Here is a 16,739-nt window from a genome sequence, read left to right on the forward strand (position 1 = left end):
GATGCTCTTGGCAATCGATTGCGGGAATACCAATACGGTCTTTTCGATCTGGGACGGGGCCGAATTTGTGGCAACCTGGCGCACGTCCACAGAATGGCAGCGCACAGCGGATCAGTATTATGTCTGGCTCAGCACGTTAATGTCGCTCCAAAAGATCGAAGCCAGCATTACGGACATGATTATCTCCTCGACGGTGCCGCGCGTGGTGTGGAATCTGCGGGTCATGGCAGATCGCTATTTTAATACCCGGCCGTTGGTTGTGGGCAAACCGGAATGCGCGTTGCCTGTGGATGTGCGTGTGGATGCGGGCACCGCAGTAGGGCCGGACCGTTTGGTGAACACCGTTGCGGGGTTTGACCTATATGGCGGCGACCTGATTGTGGTCGACTTCGGAACGGCGACCACCTTTGATGTCGTGGCCGAGGACGGGGCCTATGTAGGCGGGGTAATTGCACCGGGTGTGAACCTGAGTCTTGAGGCACTTCACAATGCCGCCGCCGCGTTGCCGCACATTGATATTACCCAACCGGCGGATGTTGTGGGCACGAACACAGTAGCTTGTATGCAGTCGGGTGTCTTCTGGGGTTACATTGGGCTCGTGCGTGAGATATGTGCGCGGATAAAGACGGAGCGCGGGCGCGAGATGCGCGTGATCTCTACGGGCGGGCTTGCACCGCTGTTTCAACAGGCTGAAGCCCTGTTTGACGAATATCAAGATGATCTGACGATGCACGGGCTGACCGTGATACATAAGTATAACAAGGAATTTGCGAGCGAATGAGCAACGAGAGATTAATCTACCTTCCCCTTGGCGGGGCGGGTGAAATTGGCATGAACGCCTATGTCTATGGGTATGGTGAGCCAAACAAGGAACGTTTGATTGTCGTGGACATCGGCGTGGCCTTTCCGGATATGGACACATCCCCTGGTGTGGACCTGATTATTGCCGATATTGATTGGCTGGTGCAGCGCAAGGACCGTATCGAGGCGGTGTTTGTAACCCACGCACATGAGGACCACGTAGGCGGGATCGCCCATACCTACGGCCGTCTGCAGGCCCCGATTTTTGCCCGTAAATTCACGGCCAATATCACCAAGCGCAAGATGTCGGAATACAACCACCCTGACGATGCGGTCACCATTGTGGGAACCTTCCCGCATCAGGTGGATGCAGGACCGTTCAAGGTGGGCTTCCAACCGATTTCCCACTCCATCCCTGAAAGCTCTGCCTTGATCATCGACACGCCCGTTGGGCGCATCGTACATTCGGGCGACTTCAAAGTTGATCTGACACCGGGTGTGGGTGAACCTTTTGATCCGGAAGCCTTTGAAGAGATTGCAAAGGACGGGATCAAAGCGCTCGTCTGTGACAGTACCAACGTATTCAGCCCTGATGCTGGCCGTTCCGAAGCGACATTGCCTGACGCGATTACCGAGCTGGTCTCGGGTGCGCAGGGCATGGTTGTGGCGACCACTTTTGCGTCGAACGTGGCACGGGTGAAAACCCTTGCTGTTGCAGGGCAAAAGGCGGGGCGCTCTGTTGTGCTGTTGGGCCGTGCGATGAAGCGTATGGTCGAAGCGTCGATTGAGGCGGGCGTTCTGAAGGACTTCCCACCTACAATCAGCCCGGAGCAAGCACGTGATGTGCCGCGCGAGAACCTGCTGCTGTTGGTGACCGGTTCTCAGGGCGAGCGCCGTGCGGCATCGGCGCAATTGGCGCGTGGCAAATACATGGGCCTGACCATGAAAGAGGGCGATATGTTCCTCTTTTCGTCCAAGACCATTCCGGGCAATGAAAAAGGCGTGATTCACATCATGAACCAGTTCTCGGAAATGGGCGTTGACGTGATTGACGACAGTTCCGGAAAATACCACGTGTCGGGCCACGCGAACCGCCCTGACATCGAAACACTGCATGATCTGATTAAACCACAGGTCGTCATTCCGATGCACGGCGAACACCGGCATCTGCGCGAACATGTAAAGATCGCGAATGGCAAAGGCTACACCGGCGTGATGGCGGTGAACGGCATGATGATCGATTTGTCGGGCAATGCGCCCACAGTTGCGGAATACGTCGAAACCGGCCGCACGTATATCGACGGTTCGGTTCAGGTTGGCGCGTTGGATGGTGTTGTCCGTGACCGGATCCGTATGGCGCTGAACGGTCATATGACCGTAACTGTGCTCATGGACGAACAGGATGAGCCTTTGGGCGAGCCTTGGGTCGACACAATGGGTCTGCCGGATATGGGCATCAGCAAGTCTTCTTTGACGGATGTTGTTGAGCATGATCTGGGCCAGTGGCTGGGTCGGGCAGGTGCCAAAACCCTGCGGGACGACAAAGCACTGGATGACGGCCTGCGTAAGGTCGCGCGCCAATCGGCTCAGAACGAGATCGGCAAAAAGCCCGAAGTGACTGTTGTAGTGAGCCGCCTAAGCTAAGGCAGTGCACGACCCGTAGATTGAAACAAAAAAAGCCCCGCAGGAATGATCCTGCGGGGCTTTTTCTATTTGGTGGTAAAACGGCTTAGTCTTTGGGACGGTCCGCAAAGCTTAGCTCGATAAAGGCGGGGGTATGATCGCCAAGGCCAACCACACGGTTTCCACCGCCACGGTTGTCGTCGCGGCGGTCGCCCTTGCTGCGGCTGCTGTTGGAGCGTGATCGACTGCTGCGGCTGCTGTCCGATTTAGACGAGCTGGCGGTTTCCGACTTTGGTGCGGGTTTGGTTTCCGCCACCGGGGCTGCGGCGGTTTTGGTTTTCGGCGCGGCCTCTGTCTCGGGTTTAGCCATTGCGCGGCTGTTGGAGCGGGGCGGCGTCTTTACCGGTGCTGTGGTTGTCTCTTCCGCGGCTGTGCTTGGCGCTTCGGTGGATTTGCTCCGGCTGCGAGAGCGGGTACGCTTGGGCTTTTCAGTGCTCGCGGCCTCGTTGTCAGTCGGTTTTGCCTTTGATGCACTCGGTGCTTTGGCTGCGATCGGATTTTCGATGCGCGGGATTTCCTTTTGGACAAGGCGTTCCACGTCTTCAAAGTTTTTCTCGTCGCGCGGCGAGCAGATCATGATCGCCTTGCCATCCCGACCTGCGCGGCCTGTTCGGCCGATCCGGTGCACATAGTCTTCGGCATGGCTGGGCACGTCAAAGTTGAACACGTGGCTTACCGTCGGCACATCCAGCCCACGCGCGGCCACGTCGGAGGCGACGAGGAAACGCAATTCGCCACCGCGGAAACCGTCGAGGGTTTTTGTGCGTTGGCTCTGGTCCAGATCGCCGTGGATCGGCGCCGCGTCATAGCCGTATTTCTTGAGTGACTTTGCCACTGCATCCACGTCCATCTTCCGGTTGCAGAAAATGATCGCGTTTGAGCATTTGTCGCCCTCCGCCTCGATCAGCGTGCGTAGGAGGCGGCGTTTTTCAGTGGCTTCGCGGTCCTTGCGCGATGCCTTGAACATCACCACACCTTGTTCGATGTTCTCGGACGTTGTCGCCTGACGCGCCATTTCGATCCGCTCGGGGTTGGACAGGAAGGTGTTGGTAATCCGCTCGATCTCGGAAGCCATTGTGGCTGAGAAGAACAGCGTCTGGCGCGTGAAGGGGGTAAGGCCAAAGATACGTTCAATATCGGGAATGAACCCCATGTCGAGCATACGGTCGGCTTCATCCACCACCATAACCTTGACATCTGTCAGGATCAGCTTGCCGCGCTCATGGTGGTCAAGCAAGCGACCCGGTGTGGCGATCAATACGTCCACGCCTTTGTCGATCAATTTGTCTTGCTCTTTGAACGACACACCACCAATCAGCAGCGCCTTCGTCAGCTTGGTGTATTTTGCATAGGTGTCAAAGTTTTCGGCAACTTGCGCTGCAAGCTCGCGTGTCGGGCATAAAACCAATGAACGCGGCATACGGGCGCGGGCACGGCCCCGTGCGAGCATGGTAATCATTGGCAGCGTGAAGCTGGCGGTCTTGCCTGTACCGGTCTGGGCAATCCCCAGAACGTCGCGCCCTTCAAGGGCAGGAGGAATGGCACCCGCCTGAATCGGTGTGGGCGTGGTATAGCCTGCTTCTTCGATGGCTTTGAGAACCTTGGGGTTCAAGCTGAGGTCGCTAAATTTTGTCATGTGTATCCGTTAGTTACGGACACGTCTTGGCCCGCGGCAGCAGTAGCGTCGGCCCGAATGGCCCAAAGGGCGGCACTTGCCGCGACATATCTGCCTTGCGCATAGCAATTTGTGCGGTCAGCGTCAAATAGTTGCGATATCAGGGAAATGTTTAGCCACGGCTGTGTCAAATGGGAATGCTGTGCGAAACAGGTGCCCATGGGCATCGAGCCGGTCACGCAGCTGGGGGGTGTCGGCGCATACTTCATCAAAGAAGGCGCGTAATCCGGCCTCGCCGCTGTCCTCATGGATCATGTTGAACAGCTCATGCATGCTGATCCCGCCGCGTTCACGGCTGCGCGCGGGTCCAAGCCCATCGCGATAAGAGCCGTTCTGGAGGCGATAGGCGAAATGCGCATGCCATGTTTCCCAATCTGCGGCATGGAAATGGGCCAGATGCAATTCGGGCAGCTCAACCTGATTGGGATTGGTTTCGCCTCTTAGAAAGGCATTATGGATGCGGAACTTCAGCCCCTCGATGCCTGTACGTACAAAAACCTTGCCTGCGATATGGCTCAAAAACCCGCCTTTGATGTGCTGACCAAAGGTGGGGTAGAGGGCGGCAACCGTGCGCTCGCGCTGTTTTCCGGCAGGGATAAATGTTTTGAATGCGGCGTCCAGTTGCGGGTCGCCGCCCGAAAGCAGCTCCATGGGGCGCGCACGGGCGCATTGCACAGTGTCGGGCAGGGTCCCAAGCAGATTTGCGATCAGCGGTTTACTGACCAGAAACTCGTCTACATCAAGATGCATAAGCCAATCAACTTCGTGCGCGCGGTGGTAGGCGCGCGTGGCGTTGAAAGTCTGGCGCGGCTGGTGCATGTCAGGCCGGCCGTCTGCGTTGCGCTTCCAATAGCCGTCGTCGCATCGCACCACACGGCAGCGCGGATGATCACGCAGTAGTTGCTGTACTTGCGGGTTGGGCGTGTCGAGATATACATAGACACGATGTGCGCCCAGATCGAGGTGATGGGAGACAAAGCGCAAAATCAAAGGCAGCTCGGCCTTGATTGTCGCGATGACACCCCATTTCACCATGGTCTAGACCATCATCTCTTTTGTCGCGGTGAGTTTTACATCCGGATAGTCGCGGTCAACGCGGTCGATGTCCCACTGCAGCCGTGTAAGATAGACAATATCGCCGTCGTGATCATGTGCGATATGTTGTTTGTTGGCTTCGGTGAATTTATCCACGGCTTGCTTGTCCCCTGCTACCCAGCGGGCAGAAGTGAACTGCGACTGCTCAAACCGTACGGGCAGACCGTATTCCAGCTCGATCCGGCTGGCGAGGACCTCGAATTGCAATTGGCCCACGACCCCGACGACAAAGCCTGAACCGATGGCGGGTTTGAACACTTTGGCGGCACCTTCCTCGGCGAATTGCATCAGGGCTTTTTCAAGGTGCTTGGATTTCAACGGATCGCCCGCGCGCACGCCTTGCAACAGCTCGGGTGCAAAGGAGGGGATGCCCGTGACGCGGATGGCTTCGCCTTCGGTCAGCGTATCGCCAATGCGCAGCTGCCCGTGGTTGGGAATGCCGATGATATCGCCGGCCCATGCTTCCTCGGCTAATTCGCGGTCAGAGGCGAGAAACATCACCGGATTGGTAATGCTCATCGGCTTTTTGGTGCGCACATGGGTCAGCTTCATACCGCGTTGAAAGTGACCTGAGGCGAGGCGGACAAAGGCAACACGGTCGCGGTGTTTGGGGTCCATATTGGCCTGCACTTTGAACACAAACCCTGCGACTTTCTTCTCCTCGGGCAGGATTTCACGCGGCTGGGCCTTTTGGATTTGAGGCTCTGGCCCGAAGGTGGCGATCCCGTCCATCAATTCCTTGACGCCAAAGCTGTTGATCGCGGAACCGAACCAGATCGGCGTCAGCGACCCTTCGGCCATCAGCGCAGGATCGAGCGGGGGCATCAGCTCACGCACCATTTCCAAATCTTCGCGCAGCTTGTCGAGCAGGGCCGCAGGCACATGTTCGGCCAGCTTGGGGTCATCCAGCCCGTCAATTTCGATGCTTTCGGCGACCTTGTTGCGGTCCGCGCGGTCCATCAGCTCCAGCCGGTCGCGCTGGATATCATAGCAGCCGACAAAATCGCGGCCCACGCCGATGGGCCAAGAGGCGGGCGTTACATCAATGGCGAGGTTTTGCTGGATTTCGTCGATGATCTCGAACACATCGCGGCTTTCGCGGTCCATCTTATTACAGAATGTCAGGATCGGGAGATCGCGCATACGGCAGACTTCAAACAGCTTTTGCGTCTGGCTTTCGACGCCTTTGGCACCGTCGATTACCATCACGGCCGCATCCACAGCCGTCAGCGTGCGGTAGGTATCTTCCGAGAAATCCGAGTGGCCGGGCGTGTCCACCAGATTGAACCGAAAGTTTGTGCCCTTGTTTTCAAAGTCAAAAGACATGGCCGAGGCGGATACAGAGATACCGCGGTCTTTCTCCATCGCCATAAAGTCCGAACGCGTGCGCCGCGCTTCACCTTTGGCGCGCACTTGGCCCGCCATCTGGATTGCGCCGCCGAACAACAGGAACTTTTCGGTCAAAGTTGTCTTGCCCGCATCGGGGTGGCTGATGATCGCAAAGGTGCGCCGCCGCGCGATTTCTGGCGGTAGATCGGGGCGATTTGTATTTGTATCCAGCATGTTGCGGCGCAATCCTGATGTATATTCCACATGGTCGTGCAGGGCGTGCACAGGCCATTTCAATTGGCGCTACACATACCCTAACAGGCCTCAGAGGCAAGCCTCAGCGGCGCGAGGCCTTTTTGAGTAAATCCGCCGCGTCATGACGTTTGAGCAGACCTTCATTCACGTCGAGGCCCGCATGGGGCAGATCGGAGTGGCCTTTTACGTGGGTTCCAAGGCTTTCGGACAGATCCGCAGGCAGCACGCGGCGTGTTCTGCTTGTGATCAACATGCTTTCGGCGGCGATGCCTTCGGCATAGATAATCTGGTGGCTGTCAAACAGCAGTTGGAAATAGTCAACAAACCCGCCCTGCGCCACGGTGACTGTATCGCCGTTGACCAGATGGCGCGCCTTAACCAGCAATTCGGCACGCCCCGCGCCCAGCTCGTCTGTGCGTTGATAGATGAACAACCGGTGGTCAGGGCTCACCAGCAGGTCAGCGGTATTGTTGAGCGTGCCGGCGCTGATGCGGATGGGGGCAAATTCGCCCACGGCACGGGTGGTCGAGGTGCCGATCCAACGCAAGGTTTGTACGCCATCATCGCGGGTCAGGACGCGGTCGCCCACGCTCAGCTCCTCGACAGGTTTTTGCGCGCCTGACGCCATGGTGATATGCGTGCCGCGGGTAAAGCTGACGCAGGCAAGCTGTGCGAATTTGAGGTGCGCCTCATCACGCTCGATGCCTACCAGCCTGTATTCCGTTCCGGGGGCAAGCGTCGTGAAGGGCAGCAGGTATATCTGCGCAGCAGCACCTTCCTCGTCGACTTCGACCATCAGTACCGCATCGCAGATCCCGCCGTCCGGCGACATGAACGTAAGCGCGCTGTCCAGATGCACCACGGCACCGGGGTCCCCGATGCTAGTGTCCTGGCCAATGCCGAATGTTTCATCATCCCGTGCTGTCAGCGACAGGCGCGCCGGTTCTGCGCCTTGGTCGAGTTCGTACACATCGTCGAGTGTTAGCTCGCTGGCAAAGGACAAAAGATCGCCCATATTTGCCCCGTCCGTCGCGCGGATGTGCGCGGCCAGATAGACCGGAACACTCTGAGAAGAAAGAGAGCCTGTGGACATGTAAGAAGCCTTTTAAGGTCTGATTTTGCGCTTGGGTAATCTATAATTATGGCAAGCTGCGGTCAATGAGAGGGTGTTTTGCTGGCGCAGGCAGGCATGGTGGGCTAGCACTTCCTCCAACATCATAGGGAGAGACAAGATGGATCTGGGAATCAAAGGCAAAAAGGCGCTGGTATGCGCGTCTTCCAAAGGTTTGGGCCTTGGCTGTGCCGAGGCGCTGGCAGCGGCGGGTGTCGATCTGGTGATGAACGCGCGTGGTGTCGAAGCGCTGGAGGCCTCGGCGGCGCGGCTGCGCGACACTTACGGCGTCAATATCACTACTGTGGCAGCCGATGTGGCCACGCAAGAGGGGCAGGCCGCGGTGATCGCAGAGGCGCAGGGCGTGGATATTCTGGTGAACAATGCAGGCGGCCCGCCTCCCGGCATGTGGAGCGATTGGGACCGCGATGATTTCATCGCTGCCCTTGATGCCAATATGCTGGCACCCATCGCGCTGATCAAAGCGTTGATCCCCGCGATGATGGAGCGTGGTTGGGGCCGTGTGGTTAACATCACCTCGCAATCTGTGCGTGCGCCAATTGGTGTTCTGGGGCTTAGCAATGCGGCGCGGACAGGGCTGACCGGTTATGTCGCGGGCACCTCGCGGCAGGTGGCAGGCTCGGGCGTGACAATCAACAACCTGTTGCCAGGTATTCATGCCACTGACCGCGCGGACGCGTTGGACGGTGCTGTGGTTTCTGCGCGCAACATCTCGCTTGATACGGCACGGGCAGAACGTGCCGCGACGATCCCCGCAGGGCGCTATGGCACCCGTGATGAATTCGGCGCGGCCTGCGCTTTTCTGTGCTCACAGCACGCCGGCTTTATCGTGGGGCAGTCGATTCTGCTTGATGGTGGGGCGACGAACCTCACCATGTGATCAGGGTGCCGGTTCTTTTGAAAGACCAGCTGTTCAATGCGACAAGCGTCGGGCAGCTGGCGGGTGAGTATGCGGCCGCAGTGCCGGGTTTTGACGGCCCGCGCTTCGCGGCCGCTTGTCTTGCGGGGTTTCCCGCGCGTGAATTGATGGCGCGGCTGGAGTGGATGGCCGATTGTCTGGAAGAGCAGCTTGCCACCGACTTTCCGACCATGGCAGACCAATTGCAGGCCGCCTTGCCCGCCCGCCTTGATCCATCAAGGGCGGATGATGATTTTGGACAATTCATCCACGCGCTTCCCGGTATTCTTGCGGTGCGCCACGGATTGGAAGAACACCGCGCGCGGGCTATGGCGCTGTTGTATGAGGCGACCCAGCGGTTCACGATGGAGTTCTACATCCGTGCCTTCCTCATTCGTTGGCCCGAGGAAACTTTGGCCGAGCTGGCAGTCTGGGCGCAGAATGACAATTACCACCTGCGCCGGTTGGTAAGCGAGGGAACGCGCCCGCGTTTGCCATGGGCCGTCGGCGTAGGGCTCACCTTTGCACAGACGTTGCCGTTGCTGGATGCGCTGCATGCGGATTCTACCCGCTATGTCACGCGCTCGGTGGCGAACCATTTGAATGACCTAAGCAAAACAGCACCGGATGAGGTGTTGGCACGGCTTGCAATGTGGCGCGGGCAGGGGCTGCAAAGCCCTAAAGAGCTGGCTTGGATGACGCGCCATGCGTTGCGTACATTGATCAAACAGGGGCACGCAGGGGCGATGGCGGCGTTGGGGTACCGTGGGGACGTGCCTGTTACCGCTCAGGTGACGCTGGCCGATCCGCGGGTGAAGATCGGGCAGGCGTTAGAGGTGGATATAACGCTAACAGCCGGGCAAGAACTGCCTGTATTGGTGGATTACAGGATCGCCTTTCTGCGCCCTTCCGGCAAAACAACCGAGAAAGTGTTCAAGATCAAGACCGCAGTGATCCCCGAGAACGGCGCGCTGAGCCTCTCCAAACGACATGTTTTCAAGGCCGCAGCCAGTACTTTTTCGCTATGCGAAGGTGCGCACCGCTTTATTCTGCAGGTGAACGGGCGGGATTTGGTGTCTGTTGATTTTGCATTAATCGCGTAACAGCCATCACATTTTGTCTATCTGATGTAATTTATATGGTTTAACCCACACGGCTCATGTAGCCCGAAATCACCGAGATAATTGAGAGAATAGCCATGCTGCCCATTGTAATGATTACTGCTTTTACCATTATTGTCGCAGCTTCGCTGTTGGCCGCGCCGCGCAGCGCGAGCCTTGAGGGTTTCTTTGGCGGGCAGGGTACGCAGGGGCGTGCGCCGGGGCTTTGGGTGCTTGTTCTCAGTCAGGTCACCACATGGATTTTTGCCCGCAGCCTGATGAATTCGGCCATTCTTGGCTATTATTACGGGATTGCGGGTACGCTGGCCTATGCCGCCTATTACGGGTCTTTCCTTACGGGGGGCTTTATCGTGGCGCGCTTGCGGGCGCAGGGTGCGGGATCGGTGCAGGATTGGCTGAGCGTGCGGTTCGGGCGCGCGGGCACGGGGTGCTACAACTTTGTTATCGCGCTACGCCTGCTGTCCGAAGTATTTGCAAACCTCATCGTCGTAGGCCTGATCTTTAACGCGGTCATCGCGGGAAGCGGGACGGCTGCGATCTGGATCGTTGCGATCCTTGGCCTTGGCTACTCCGCTTGGGGGGGGCTAAGCGCGGCGCTGCGCACGGATGTGGTGCAAATGGCGGTGTTTCTGGTTGTGTTCATCGTTGCGCTGGTCGCACTTGTGCTTAGCCCCGGTTTTGATGTGGCAGCGGTGCTGACGGCGCCGGGCACTGCAGGCAGCTACAATGGTTGGGTTTTGCTGGCCGTGGCCGCATTGCAGGTATTCAGCTATCCTGCGCATGATCCGGTGATGATGGACCGTGGTTTCATCGCGGATGAGGCGACAACACGCACGTCTTTCCTGCATGCTTTCTGGATCAGCACCCTGTGCATTATCGGCTTTGGCTTTTTCGGTATTCAGGCCGGTCTGATCGGGGCCGCCTATGAGGGTGAGCTGATCGGCACATGGGCGGCAATGTTCCCCACCTGGATTTTTGGTCTGCTTATGATCTCGCTGCTGGTGTCCGCCATGAGCACGCTGGATTCGGCTTTGTCTTCGGCGGCGCGTCTGGCGGTTGAAGAGGGCGGTTTGCCCCGCACGCTTGCCTCGGGGCGCGTTGTGATGGTGGCCTTCATGCTGGCGGGCACGTTGCTGACGCTGTGGGGTAATGCGACGCTGTTTGACGCGGTCGCGGTTAGCGGTACTGCTTCGATGTTTTTGACGCCGGTGTTGGTTGTTGGTCTGGTGATGGGCCGCACGATCGCGCCGTGGGCCTATATTGTGGCATTTGCCTCGGCAATTCTGGGCGCGTTTGTATATTTCGCGCGCGGTTGGGACATCGTATCGCCGTGGTTGATGGAAGGTCACAAATACGAACAGCTTTTGTTGATCTGTGTCTGTGTTCTTGTGGCGGGGTTTGCTGCGGTGCTTGCGGGGACGCGTCAGCGCTGATAGCTGGAACCCGACAGAAACAATCGGATAAGCCCCCATATGTCGGGACCCATACCGCGCCTTGTTCCGCGCCTTGAAATTCGCAATCTGCGCCGCTCGTTCGAGGGACGTGCAGTTGTCGATGATGTAAGCCTGCAAATCATGCCGGGGCAGGTGACCTGCCTGCTGGGGCCGTCGGGCTGCGGTAAATCAACTACTTTGCGCATGATTGCCGGTGTTGAAATGCAGGACAGCGGGACGATCCATGTAGATGGTAAGCTGATCTGCGATACCGTGTTTCGGGTGCCGCCAGAGCGGCGCGAAATTGGCCTGATGTTTCAGGACTTCTCCCTGTTTCCGCATCTGACGGTGGCAGGCAACGTGGCCTACGGGCTACGCGGGACCAAGGCGGAAAAACGCGCCCGCGTGGAAGAGCTGTTAACGCGGGTGGACCTGCTGCGCTACATCGACGGCTATCCGCATCAATTGTCGGGCGGTGAGCAACAGCGCGTGGCACTTGCGCGCGCGCTTGCGCCGCGGCCACGGATCATGCTCATGGATGAGCCGTTCAGCGGTTTGGACAACCGCTTGCGTGATGGTATCCGTGATGAGACGCTGAGCATTCTCAAAGAAGAAGATACAGCCGTTCTTTTGGTGACGCATGAGCCGGATGAGGCCATGCGCATGGCCGATGAGATCGCGCTGATGCGCGATGGGCGGGTGGTGCAGCAAGGCGCACCTTACAATGTCTATACCTTCCCCGTGGACCGTGCTGCGGTGTCGTTCTTTTCGGATGCAAATGTGGTTGAGGCAAAAGTGTCGGGGGCTTTGGCCCATACGGCATTCGGACGTTTTCTGGCTCCGGGGGTGGAGGATGGTACGGTTGTGGATATCGTGTTCCGTCCCCAGCACGTGCGGATCGATTTCGACCGCGCAGGCAAGGGCCCTCTGCCCACAGCCGTAGATGGGACCGCCGCCCGCGCCGTTGTCGAGCGGGCGCGCTTTATGGGAAATGAGAGCCTTGTGGAATTCCGCATGGATCATGACGGCAGCCTGCTGAAAGCGACTGTGCCGAATGTGTTTATCCCCAATGCGGGGACAGTCATGTGGTTGACGATCCGGCGTGACAAATGTTTCGTCTTCCCGCGTGAGGCCTAGGAAAAGGACGATCTGATGCAAAAACTGCTGATCGAATTTGGTATGGGTACTTCGCTGCGGCGCGGTGACTATACTCAGGCTGCCACACGGGCGGTGCAAGACGCGCTGTGGCATAACTCGATCAATCTGGCCGAGCTGTTCGGCTTTGATAAAGAGGACATGCGCATCACGCTGGATGTGGGGGTGCAAAAGCCCGAAGAAGTCGATGCCGAGGCGCTGCGCGCGGTGTTTCCCTATGGGCAGGTGACAGTAAATGTCGTCAAAGGCGGGCTTGATATCGCCCGACCCGAGGGCACGGGAAACCCGACGATCATGGCCAATGTGGCGCTATCCGTTGGCTTTGACATGGAGCGCACATCATGAGCGAACAGCGGTTGATTATTGAAATGGGCATGGGCAATGACCTGCACGGTATGGATTATACCAAGGCGGCCAAACGCGCGATTGAAGACGCCTTTCGCCATTCATCCTTGCCTATTTTCGGCGTTGTCGAGATGCCTCATGAGATGATGCGCGTGCAGGTTACCGTGGCTGTGCAGGAGCCCGATCTACTTGACCTTGCGGCGCTGCGGGCAACCTTGCCGCGCGGTCGCGCCGAAGTGACGGCAGTTCATGGCGGGCTGAATGTGCCCAGTGGGGATGAGACAATCGTCATCGCCCAAGCCAGCGTCGAGGCCTTTTTGCCTAAGCAAAGCGGCTGGTCTCTTAAGGATTAGGCGTATAGTCGGCCAGCGTTTTACCTGGCTCCTCTGTGAAAAGCTCTGGTAGCGCTTCGGCCGAGGTCATCAGATCAAGCCGGAAAACACGGTGGGCCTGCGCCTGCTCACACCATGCGGTGACGGCCCAGATGCGGGTCCAATAGGACATTTCGAGCGGACGGATAACGCGGATGCTTACGTCGCCGTCACGCCCTGTGTAGGTGATGCGCAGTTTTTGACGTGCTTTGATTGCAGCGCGCAGGGTCGGCATATGGGCAAAGCTGCGCGCGGCATCGGTGAACGGTGAGGTGGCAAAGCCCCAGCTGTGATGGGGCGGCGCGCCGACCTCGGGCAAAGCGGCGTCGATTTTCTCGGCCAAACGGGTTGCCGCTGCTTTCAGATCGGGATCGGCGACCTGTGCCGCGATCGCAAGGCCAAGGTTGAGCGCTTCGAGTTCGGGTGATGTGAGCATCAAAGGGGGCAGGGCGGTCAGATCGGCCAGCCTGTAACCGGTGCCACGTGTGCCCTGCACTGGCACGCCCGAGGCTGCAAGTTTGTCCATATCGCGGTAAAGCGTGCGCTGGGAGACCCCCAAGCGTTCGGCCAATGCGCCGGCTGTATGCAGTGCGCCATCTTGCAAGATCTGTAAAATACTAAAAAGACGGTCGCTGCGGGACATGCAACTGACATAAACCTGTCAGTATGGGCCAGCAAGAGTTAAATTCGCAGTGTTTAGCAGGCCTGTGTCCCTGCGCCGATGCATTTTGATATTTTTGTGCAAAAGCATCTTTGTTATTTCAACAATAGACAGCCCGCGCCGGATGTGGGCCTTATCTTTAGGAGTGACGACATGCTGAATAACATCGGGTTGCCGGGTCTGCTGCTGATTGCAGTGGTGGTTTTGGTTCTTTTTGGTCGGGGCAAGATCTCTTCGCTGATGGGCGAAGTAGGCAAGGGCATCACCAGCTTTAAAAAAGGCATCAGCGAAGGCGAAAAAGAACAGCTGGATGATAAATCCGCAGATATGGCCGAGGCTTCACAGCCTGAAGTCGAAACCAAGGACAAGGTGTAAACGCCCATGTTCGATATTGGCATGACCGAAATGCTGGTGGTGGGGGTTGTGGCGTTAATCGTCGTGGGCCCCAAGGATCTGCCGGTGATGTTTCGCCGCGTGGGCCAGTTTGTCGGTAAGGCCAAAGGCATGGCGCGAGAGTTTTCTTCGGCCATGAACGATGCCGCTGACGATACCGGCGTGCGCGAGATGGCCTCGGGGCTCAACAGCTCGCTAAAAGCTGCCACCAATCCGGTGGGCGCTGCGATGGACGGGGTCAAGGACGCGGCAAGCTCTCTCACCAATTTTGAGACAGAGAGCGATACAAAACTATCTGCTGAACGTCAGGAGAATGTGAAGCGTATTCAAGCGAGCACTGCGCGCTCTGCTGCCGAACGCAAAGCGCGTGAGGCAAAAGAGGCGATGCAAAAAGCAGACGAGCTTGAGGCGTCTTTGCAAGAAACGCTGGCGGCTAAGGATGCGTCGGCGGCCACACCTGCTGCGGTCAAACCTGCAGCCGCCAAGAAACCTGCGGCCAAAAAGCCTGCTGCAAAGAAACCTGCCGCGAAAACCACAGCGGCCAAAAAAGCCCCAGCCAAGAAGAAGGCCGCTAAATGACTGCGAGCGACAATCAAATCGACGACAGCGCCGCGCCGCTGATCGAACATCTGGCCGAGCTACGCACGCGGTTGATCCGTTCGGTGCTGGCGTTTGTGGTGGGGATGATCATCTGCTTTTCTTTTGGCAGTGCGATCCTGGATTTCTTGTTGATCCCGATCGAAAACACCATGCGCGATCTAGGCAACCCTAACCCTGTGATGCAATATACCGCGCCACAGGAATATTTCTTTACGCTTATTCGTATCTCGATGGTTTGCGGGCTTGCGGTCAGCTTTCCCGTTATTGCGCACCAACTTTGGCGGTTCGTGGCACCGGGGCTGTATAAAAACGAGAAAAGCGCGTTTTTACCGTTTTTGATCGCCTCGCCGGTGTTGTTCCTGCTTGGCGCTGCATTTGCGCATTTCGTGGTTGTGCCATTGGCGATGCAGTTCTTTCTGGGGTTTTCGGATGCGGCAAGCTACCTGTCTGCGATGCTTGCCGACGCAGAGCCGTCTACAGGCGGGATCGAGATCGTCTTTAACGGTAAGGTGAACGAAAGCCTTGATATCACGCTGAAAATGATCGTTGCCTTTGGCCTGTGCTTCCAATTGCCAGTCCTGTTGACCCTGATGGGCAAGGCCGGTCTGGTGAGTGCTGAAGGGCTACGCAATGTGCGTAAATACGCGCTGGTGGGGATTTTGCTGCTGGCCGCTTTGGTGACGCCGCCTGATGTTGTGACACAGATGATCCTGTTTGTGGTGGTCTACGGCCTGTATGAGGTGTCGATCTTCCTTGTGAGCCGTGTGGATGCAAAGCGCGAAAAACAGCTGCGCGAAGATGGTTTTTACGACGACGAAGAGGCCGCAGACATGGGCGTGGAAACCATGGATCAAGACCCCATCGTCGAGGATGTAAAGGACCGTGACCTGTGATCGATGATCCCATGGACCGTATCGCTGCGGCGCTGGAACGTATGGCTCCAGCGCCGCAGCCCGCCCCCGATTTCGACGCGGCCACGGCTTTTGTCTGGCACACGGGGCCCGACCGCTTAGAGCCTGTGAAAAAAGTGAGCCGTGTCGATATCTCCCTTTTGGTCGGGGTCGGGCGCACGCGCGATACTTTGATGCAGAACACCACACAGTTTGCGGCTGGATTGCCAGCAAATAACGCGTTGTTGTGGGGAGCAAGGGGGATGGGAAAATCCAGCCTTGTCAAAGCTGTGCACGGTGCTGTGCAGGCTACTCATCCGGATTTGAAGATGGTCGAGCTTCAGCGCGAAGACCTACCGTCGGTGGGCCGTCTGCTGAACCTGCTGCGCGGTGCTAAGGCGCGGTTTATCCTGTTCTGCGATGATCTGAGCTTTAGCAATGATGACGCCCATTACAAATCGCTCAAGGCGGTTCTGGATGGCGGGATCGAAGGGCGGCCTGACAATGTGGTGCTATATGCCACGTCCAACCGCCGCCATCTGATGCCTCGCGACATGATCGAGAACGAGCGTGGTTCGACGATTAACCCTGCAGAAGCCGTGGAAGAAAAAGTATCACTTTCGGATCGGTTCGGCCTGTGGCTTGGGTTCCATGCTTGCGATCAGGACCAGTATCTAACGATGATCCGCGGCTATTGTGATGCCCATGGCGTCGAGATTGACGACGCCACATTACGCGCCGAGGCGATTGAGTGGCAAGCCACCCGAGGTAGCCGCTCGGGCCGTGTAGCATGGCAGTATTTTACTGATCTGGCCGGGCGGCAGGGGGTTGCCGTCGGCTGAATGCTTCCATCGGTGGTAGGTTGAGACATGACAAAAGCTCTGTCCCTAACGGGGACAGAG

Annotated in this window: 17 protein-coding genes; 12 read left to right on the forward strand and 5 right to left on the reverse strand. The window is 57.8% G+C overall.

Features of this window, described 5'->3' with window-relative positions; translation table 11 throughout:
• Position 1: 1 nt before the first annotated feature.
• Both ABJM03_RS09910 and ABJM03_RS09915 read left to right on the forward strand, forming a co-directional pair.
• A complete protein-coding gene (locus ABJM03_RS09910; protein ID WP_348417226.1) occupies positions 2-781 on the forward strand; it encodes a type III pantothenate kinase in 780 nt (259 codons plus the stop codon).
• Complete coding sequence (locus ABJM03_RS09915) at positions 778-2,445, forward strand: ribonuclease J (RefSeq protein ID WP_348417227.1); 1,668 nt, start codon at positions 778-780, stop codon at positions 2,443-2,445. Before ABJM03_RS09910 ends, ABJM03_RS09915 begins: the two co-directional genes overlap by 4 nt.
• Before the next feature lie 85 nt (positions 2,446-2,530).
• Here ABJM03_RS09915 and ABJM03_RS09920 read toward each other — a convergent pair whose 3' ends face one another.
• The 4 genes from ABJM03_RS09920 to ABJM03_RS09935 all read right to left on the reverse strand — a co-directional run bounded on the left by ABJM03_RS09920 (position 2,531) and on the right by ABJM03_RS09935 (position 7,931).
• Positions 2,531-4,120: a DEAD/DEAH box helicase gene (locus ABJM03_RS09920; RefSeq protein ID WP_348417228.1), complete on the reverse strand. Its 1,590-nt coding sequence runs from the start codon at positions 4,118-4,120 to the stop codon at positions 2,531-2,533.
• Positions 4,121-4,243: 123 nt separating this feature from the next.
• Positions 4,244-5,194, reverse strand: a complete 951-nt coding sequence (locus ABJM03_RS09925; RefSeq protein ID WP_348417229.1) for a glycosyltransferase family 2 protein — start codon at positions 5,192-5,194, stop codon at positions 4,244-4,246.
• A gap of 3 nt (positions 5,195-5,197) precedes the next feature.
• On the reverse strand, positions 5,198-6,817 hold the full coding sequence (locus ABJM03_RS09930) for a peptide chain release factor 3 (protein WP_348417230.1): 1,620 nt from the start codon (positions 6,815-6,817) through the stop codon (positions 5,198-5,200).
• Between the two features lie 103 nt (positions 6,818-6,920).
• On the reverse strand, positions 6,921-7,931 hold the full coding sequence (locus ABJM03_RS09935) for a Hint domain-containing protein (RefSeq protein ID WP_348417231.1): 1,011 nt from the start codon (positions 7,929-7,931) through the stop codon (positions 6,921-6,923).
• A gap of 139 nt (positions 7,932-8,070) precedes the next feature.
• Between ABJM03_RS09935 and ABJM03_RS09940 the strand changes: the two genes are divergently transcribed.
• The 6 genes from ABJM03_RS09940 (at position 8,071) to ABJM03_RS09965 (ending at position 13,275) form a co-directional block, all read left to right on the forward strand.
• Positions 8,071-8,850 (forward strand): SDR family oxidoreductase, encoded by a 780-nt coding sequence (locus ABJM03_RS09940; protein WP_348417232.1) that lies wholly within the window; start codon positions 8,071-8,073, stop codon positions 8,848-8,850.
• 5 nt (positions 8,851-8,855) lie between these two features.
• Positions 8,856-9,971, forward strand: a complete 1,116-nt coding sequence (locus ABJM03_RS09945; protein ID WP_348417233.1) for a hypothetical protein — start codon at positions 8,856-8,858, stop codon at positions 9,969-9,971.
• 95 nt (positions 9,972-10,066) lie between these two features.
• Positions 10,067-11,422, forward strand: a complete 1,356-nt coding sequence (locus ABJM03_RS09950) for a sodium:proline symporter (protein WP_348417234.1) — start codon at positions 10,067-10,069, stop codon at positions 11,420-11,422.
• 39 nt (positions 11,423-11,461) lie between these two features.
• Positions 11,462-12,559, forward strand: a complete 1,098-nt coding sequence (locus ABJM03_RS09955; protein ID WP_348417235.1) for an ABC transporter ATP-binding protein — start codon at positions 11,462-11,464, stop codon at positions 12,557-12,559.
• Positions 12,560-12,574: 15 nt separating this feature from the next.
• On the forward strand, positions 12,575-12,922 hold the full coding sequence (locus tag ABJM03_RS09960; protein ID WP_348417236.1) for a Lin0512 family protein: 348 nt from the start codon (positions 12,575-12,577) through the stop codon (positions 12,920-12,922).
• Entirely contained in the window at positions 12,919-13,275 is a 357-nt protein-coding gene (locus ABJM03_RS09965) for a Lin0512 family protein (protein ID WP_348417237.1), read from the forward strand. The genes ABJM03_RS09960 and ABJM03_RS09965 overlap by 4 nt, the downstream gene beginning before the upstream one ends.
• On the opposite strand, the gene ABJM03_RS09970 is transcribed toward ABJM03_RS09965, so the two are convergent.
• Entirely contained in the window at positions 13,265-13,936 is a 672-nt protein-coding gene (locus ABJM03_RS09970; protein ID WP_348417238.1) for a YafY family protein, read from the reverse strand. The genes ABJM03_RS09965 and ABJM03_RS09970 overlap by 11 nt on opposite strands.
• Before the next feature lie 171 nt (positions 13,937-14,107).
• Here ABJM03_RS09970 and ABJM03_RS09975 point away from each other — a divergent pair, with 171 nt between their 5' ends.
• The 4 genes from ABJM03_RS09975 to ABJM03_RS09990 are packed head-to-tail and all read left to right on the forward strand — an operon-like array spanning position 14,108 to position 16,679.
• The gene (locus ABJM03_RS09975) at positions 14,108-14,329 is read left to right on the forward strand and encodes a twin-arginine translocase TatA/TatE family subunit (RefSeq protein WP_348417239.1); all 222 of its coding nucleotides are present in this window, start codon (positions 14,108-14,110) and stop codon (positions 14,327-14,329) included.
• Between the two features lie 6 nt (positions 14,330-14,335).
• Positions 14,336-14,926 carry a Sec-independent protein translocase protein TatB gene (gene tatB / locus ABJM03_RS09980; RefSeq protein WP_348417240.1) on the forward strand — a complete coding sequence of 197 codons (591 nt, stop codon included), beginning with the start codon at positions 14,336-14,338 and terminating at the stop codon, positions 14,924-14,926.
• Positions 14,923-15,840, forward strand: coding sequence for a twin-arginine translocase subunit TatC (gene tatC / locus ABJM03_RS09985; protein ID WP_348417241.1), 918 nt, complete (start codon positions 14,923-14,925; stop codon positions 15,838-15,840). Before tatB ends, tatC begins: the two co-directional genes overlap by 4 nt.
• Positions 15,837-16,679 carry an ATP-binding protein gene (locus ABJM03_RS09990; protein ID WP_348417242.1) on the forward strand — a complete coding sequence of 281 codons (843 nt, stop codon included), beginning with the start codon at positions 15,837-15,839 and terminating at the stop codon, positions 16,677-16,679. The genes tatC and ABJM03_RS09990 overlap by 4 nt, the downstream gene beginning before the upstream one ends.
• Positions 16,680-16,739: the final 60 nt, after the last annotated feature.

The organism is Sulfitobacter sp. (genome assembly GCF_039977885.1).
Lineage (GTDB): Bacteria > Pseudomonadota > Alphaproteobacteria > Rhodobacterales > Rhodobacteraceae > Sulfitobacter.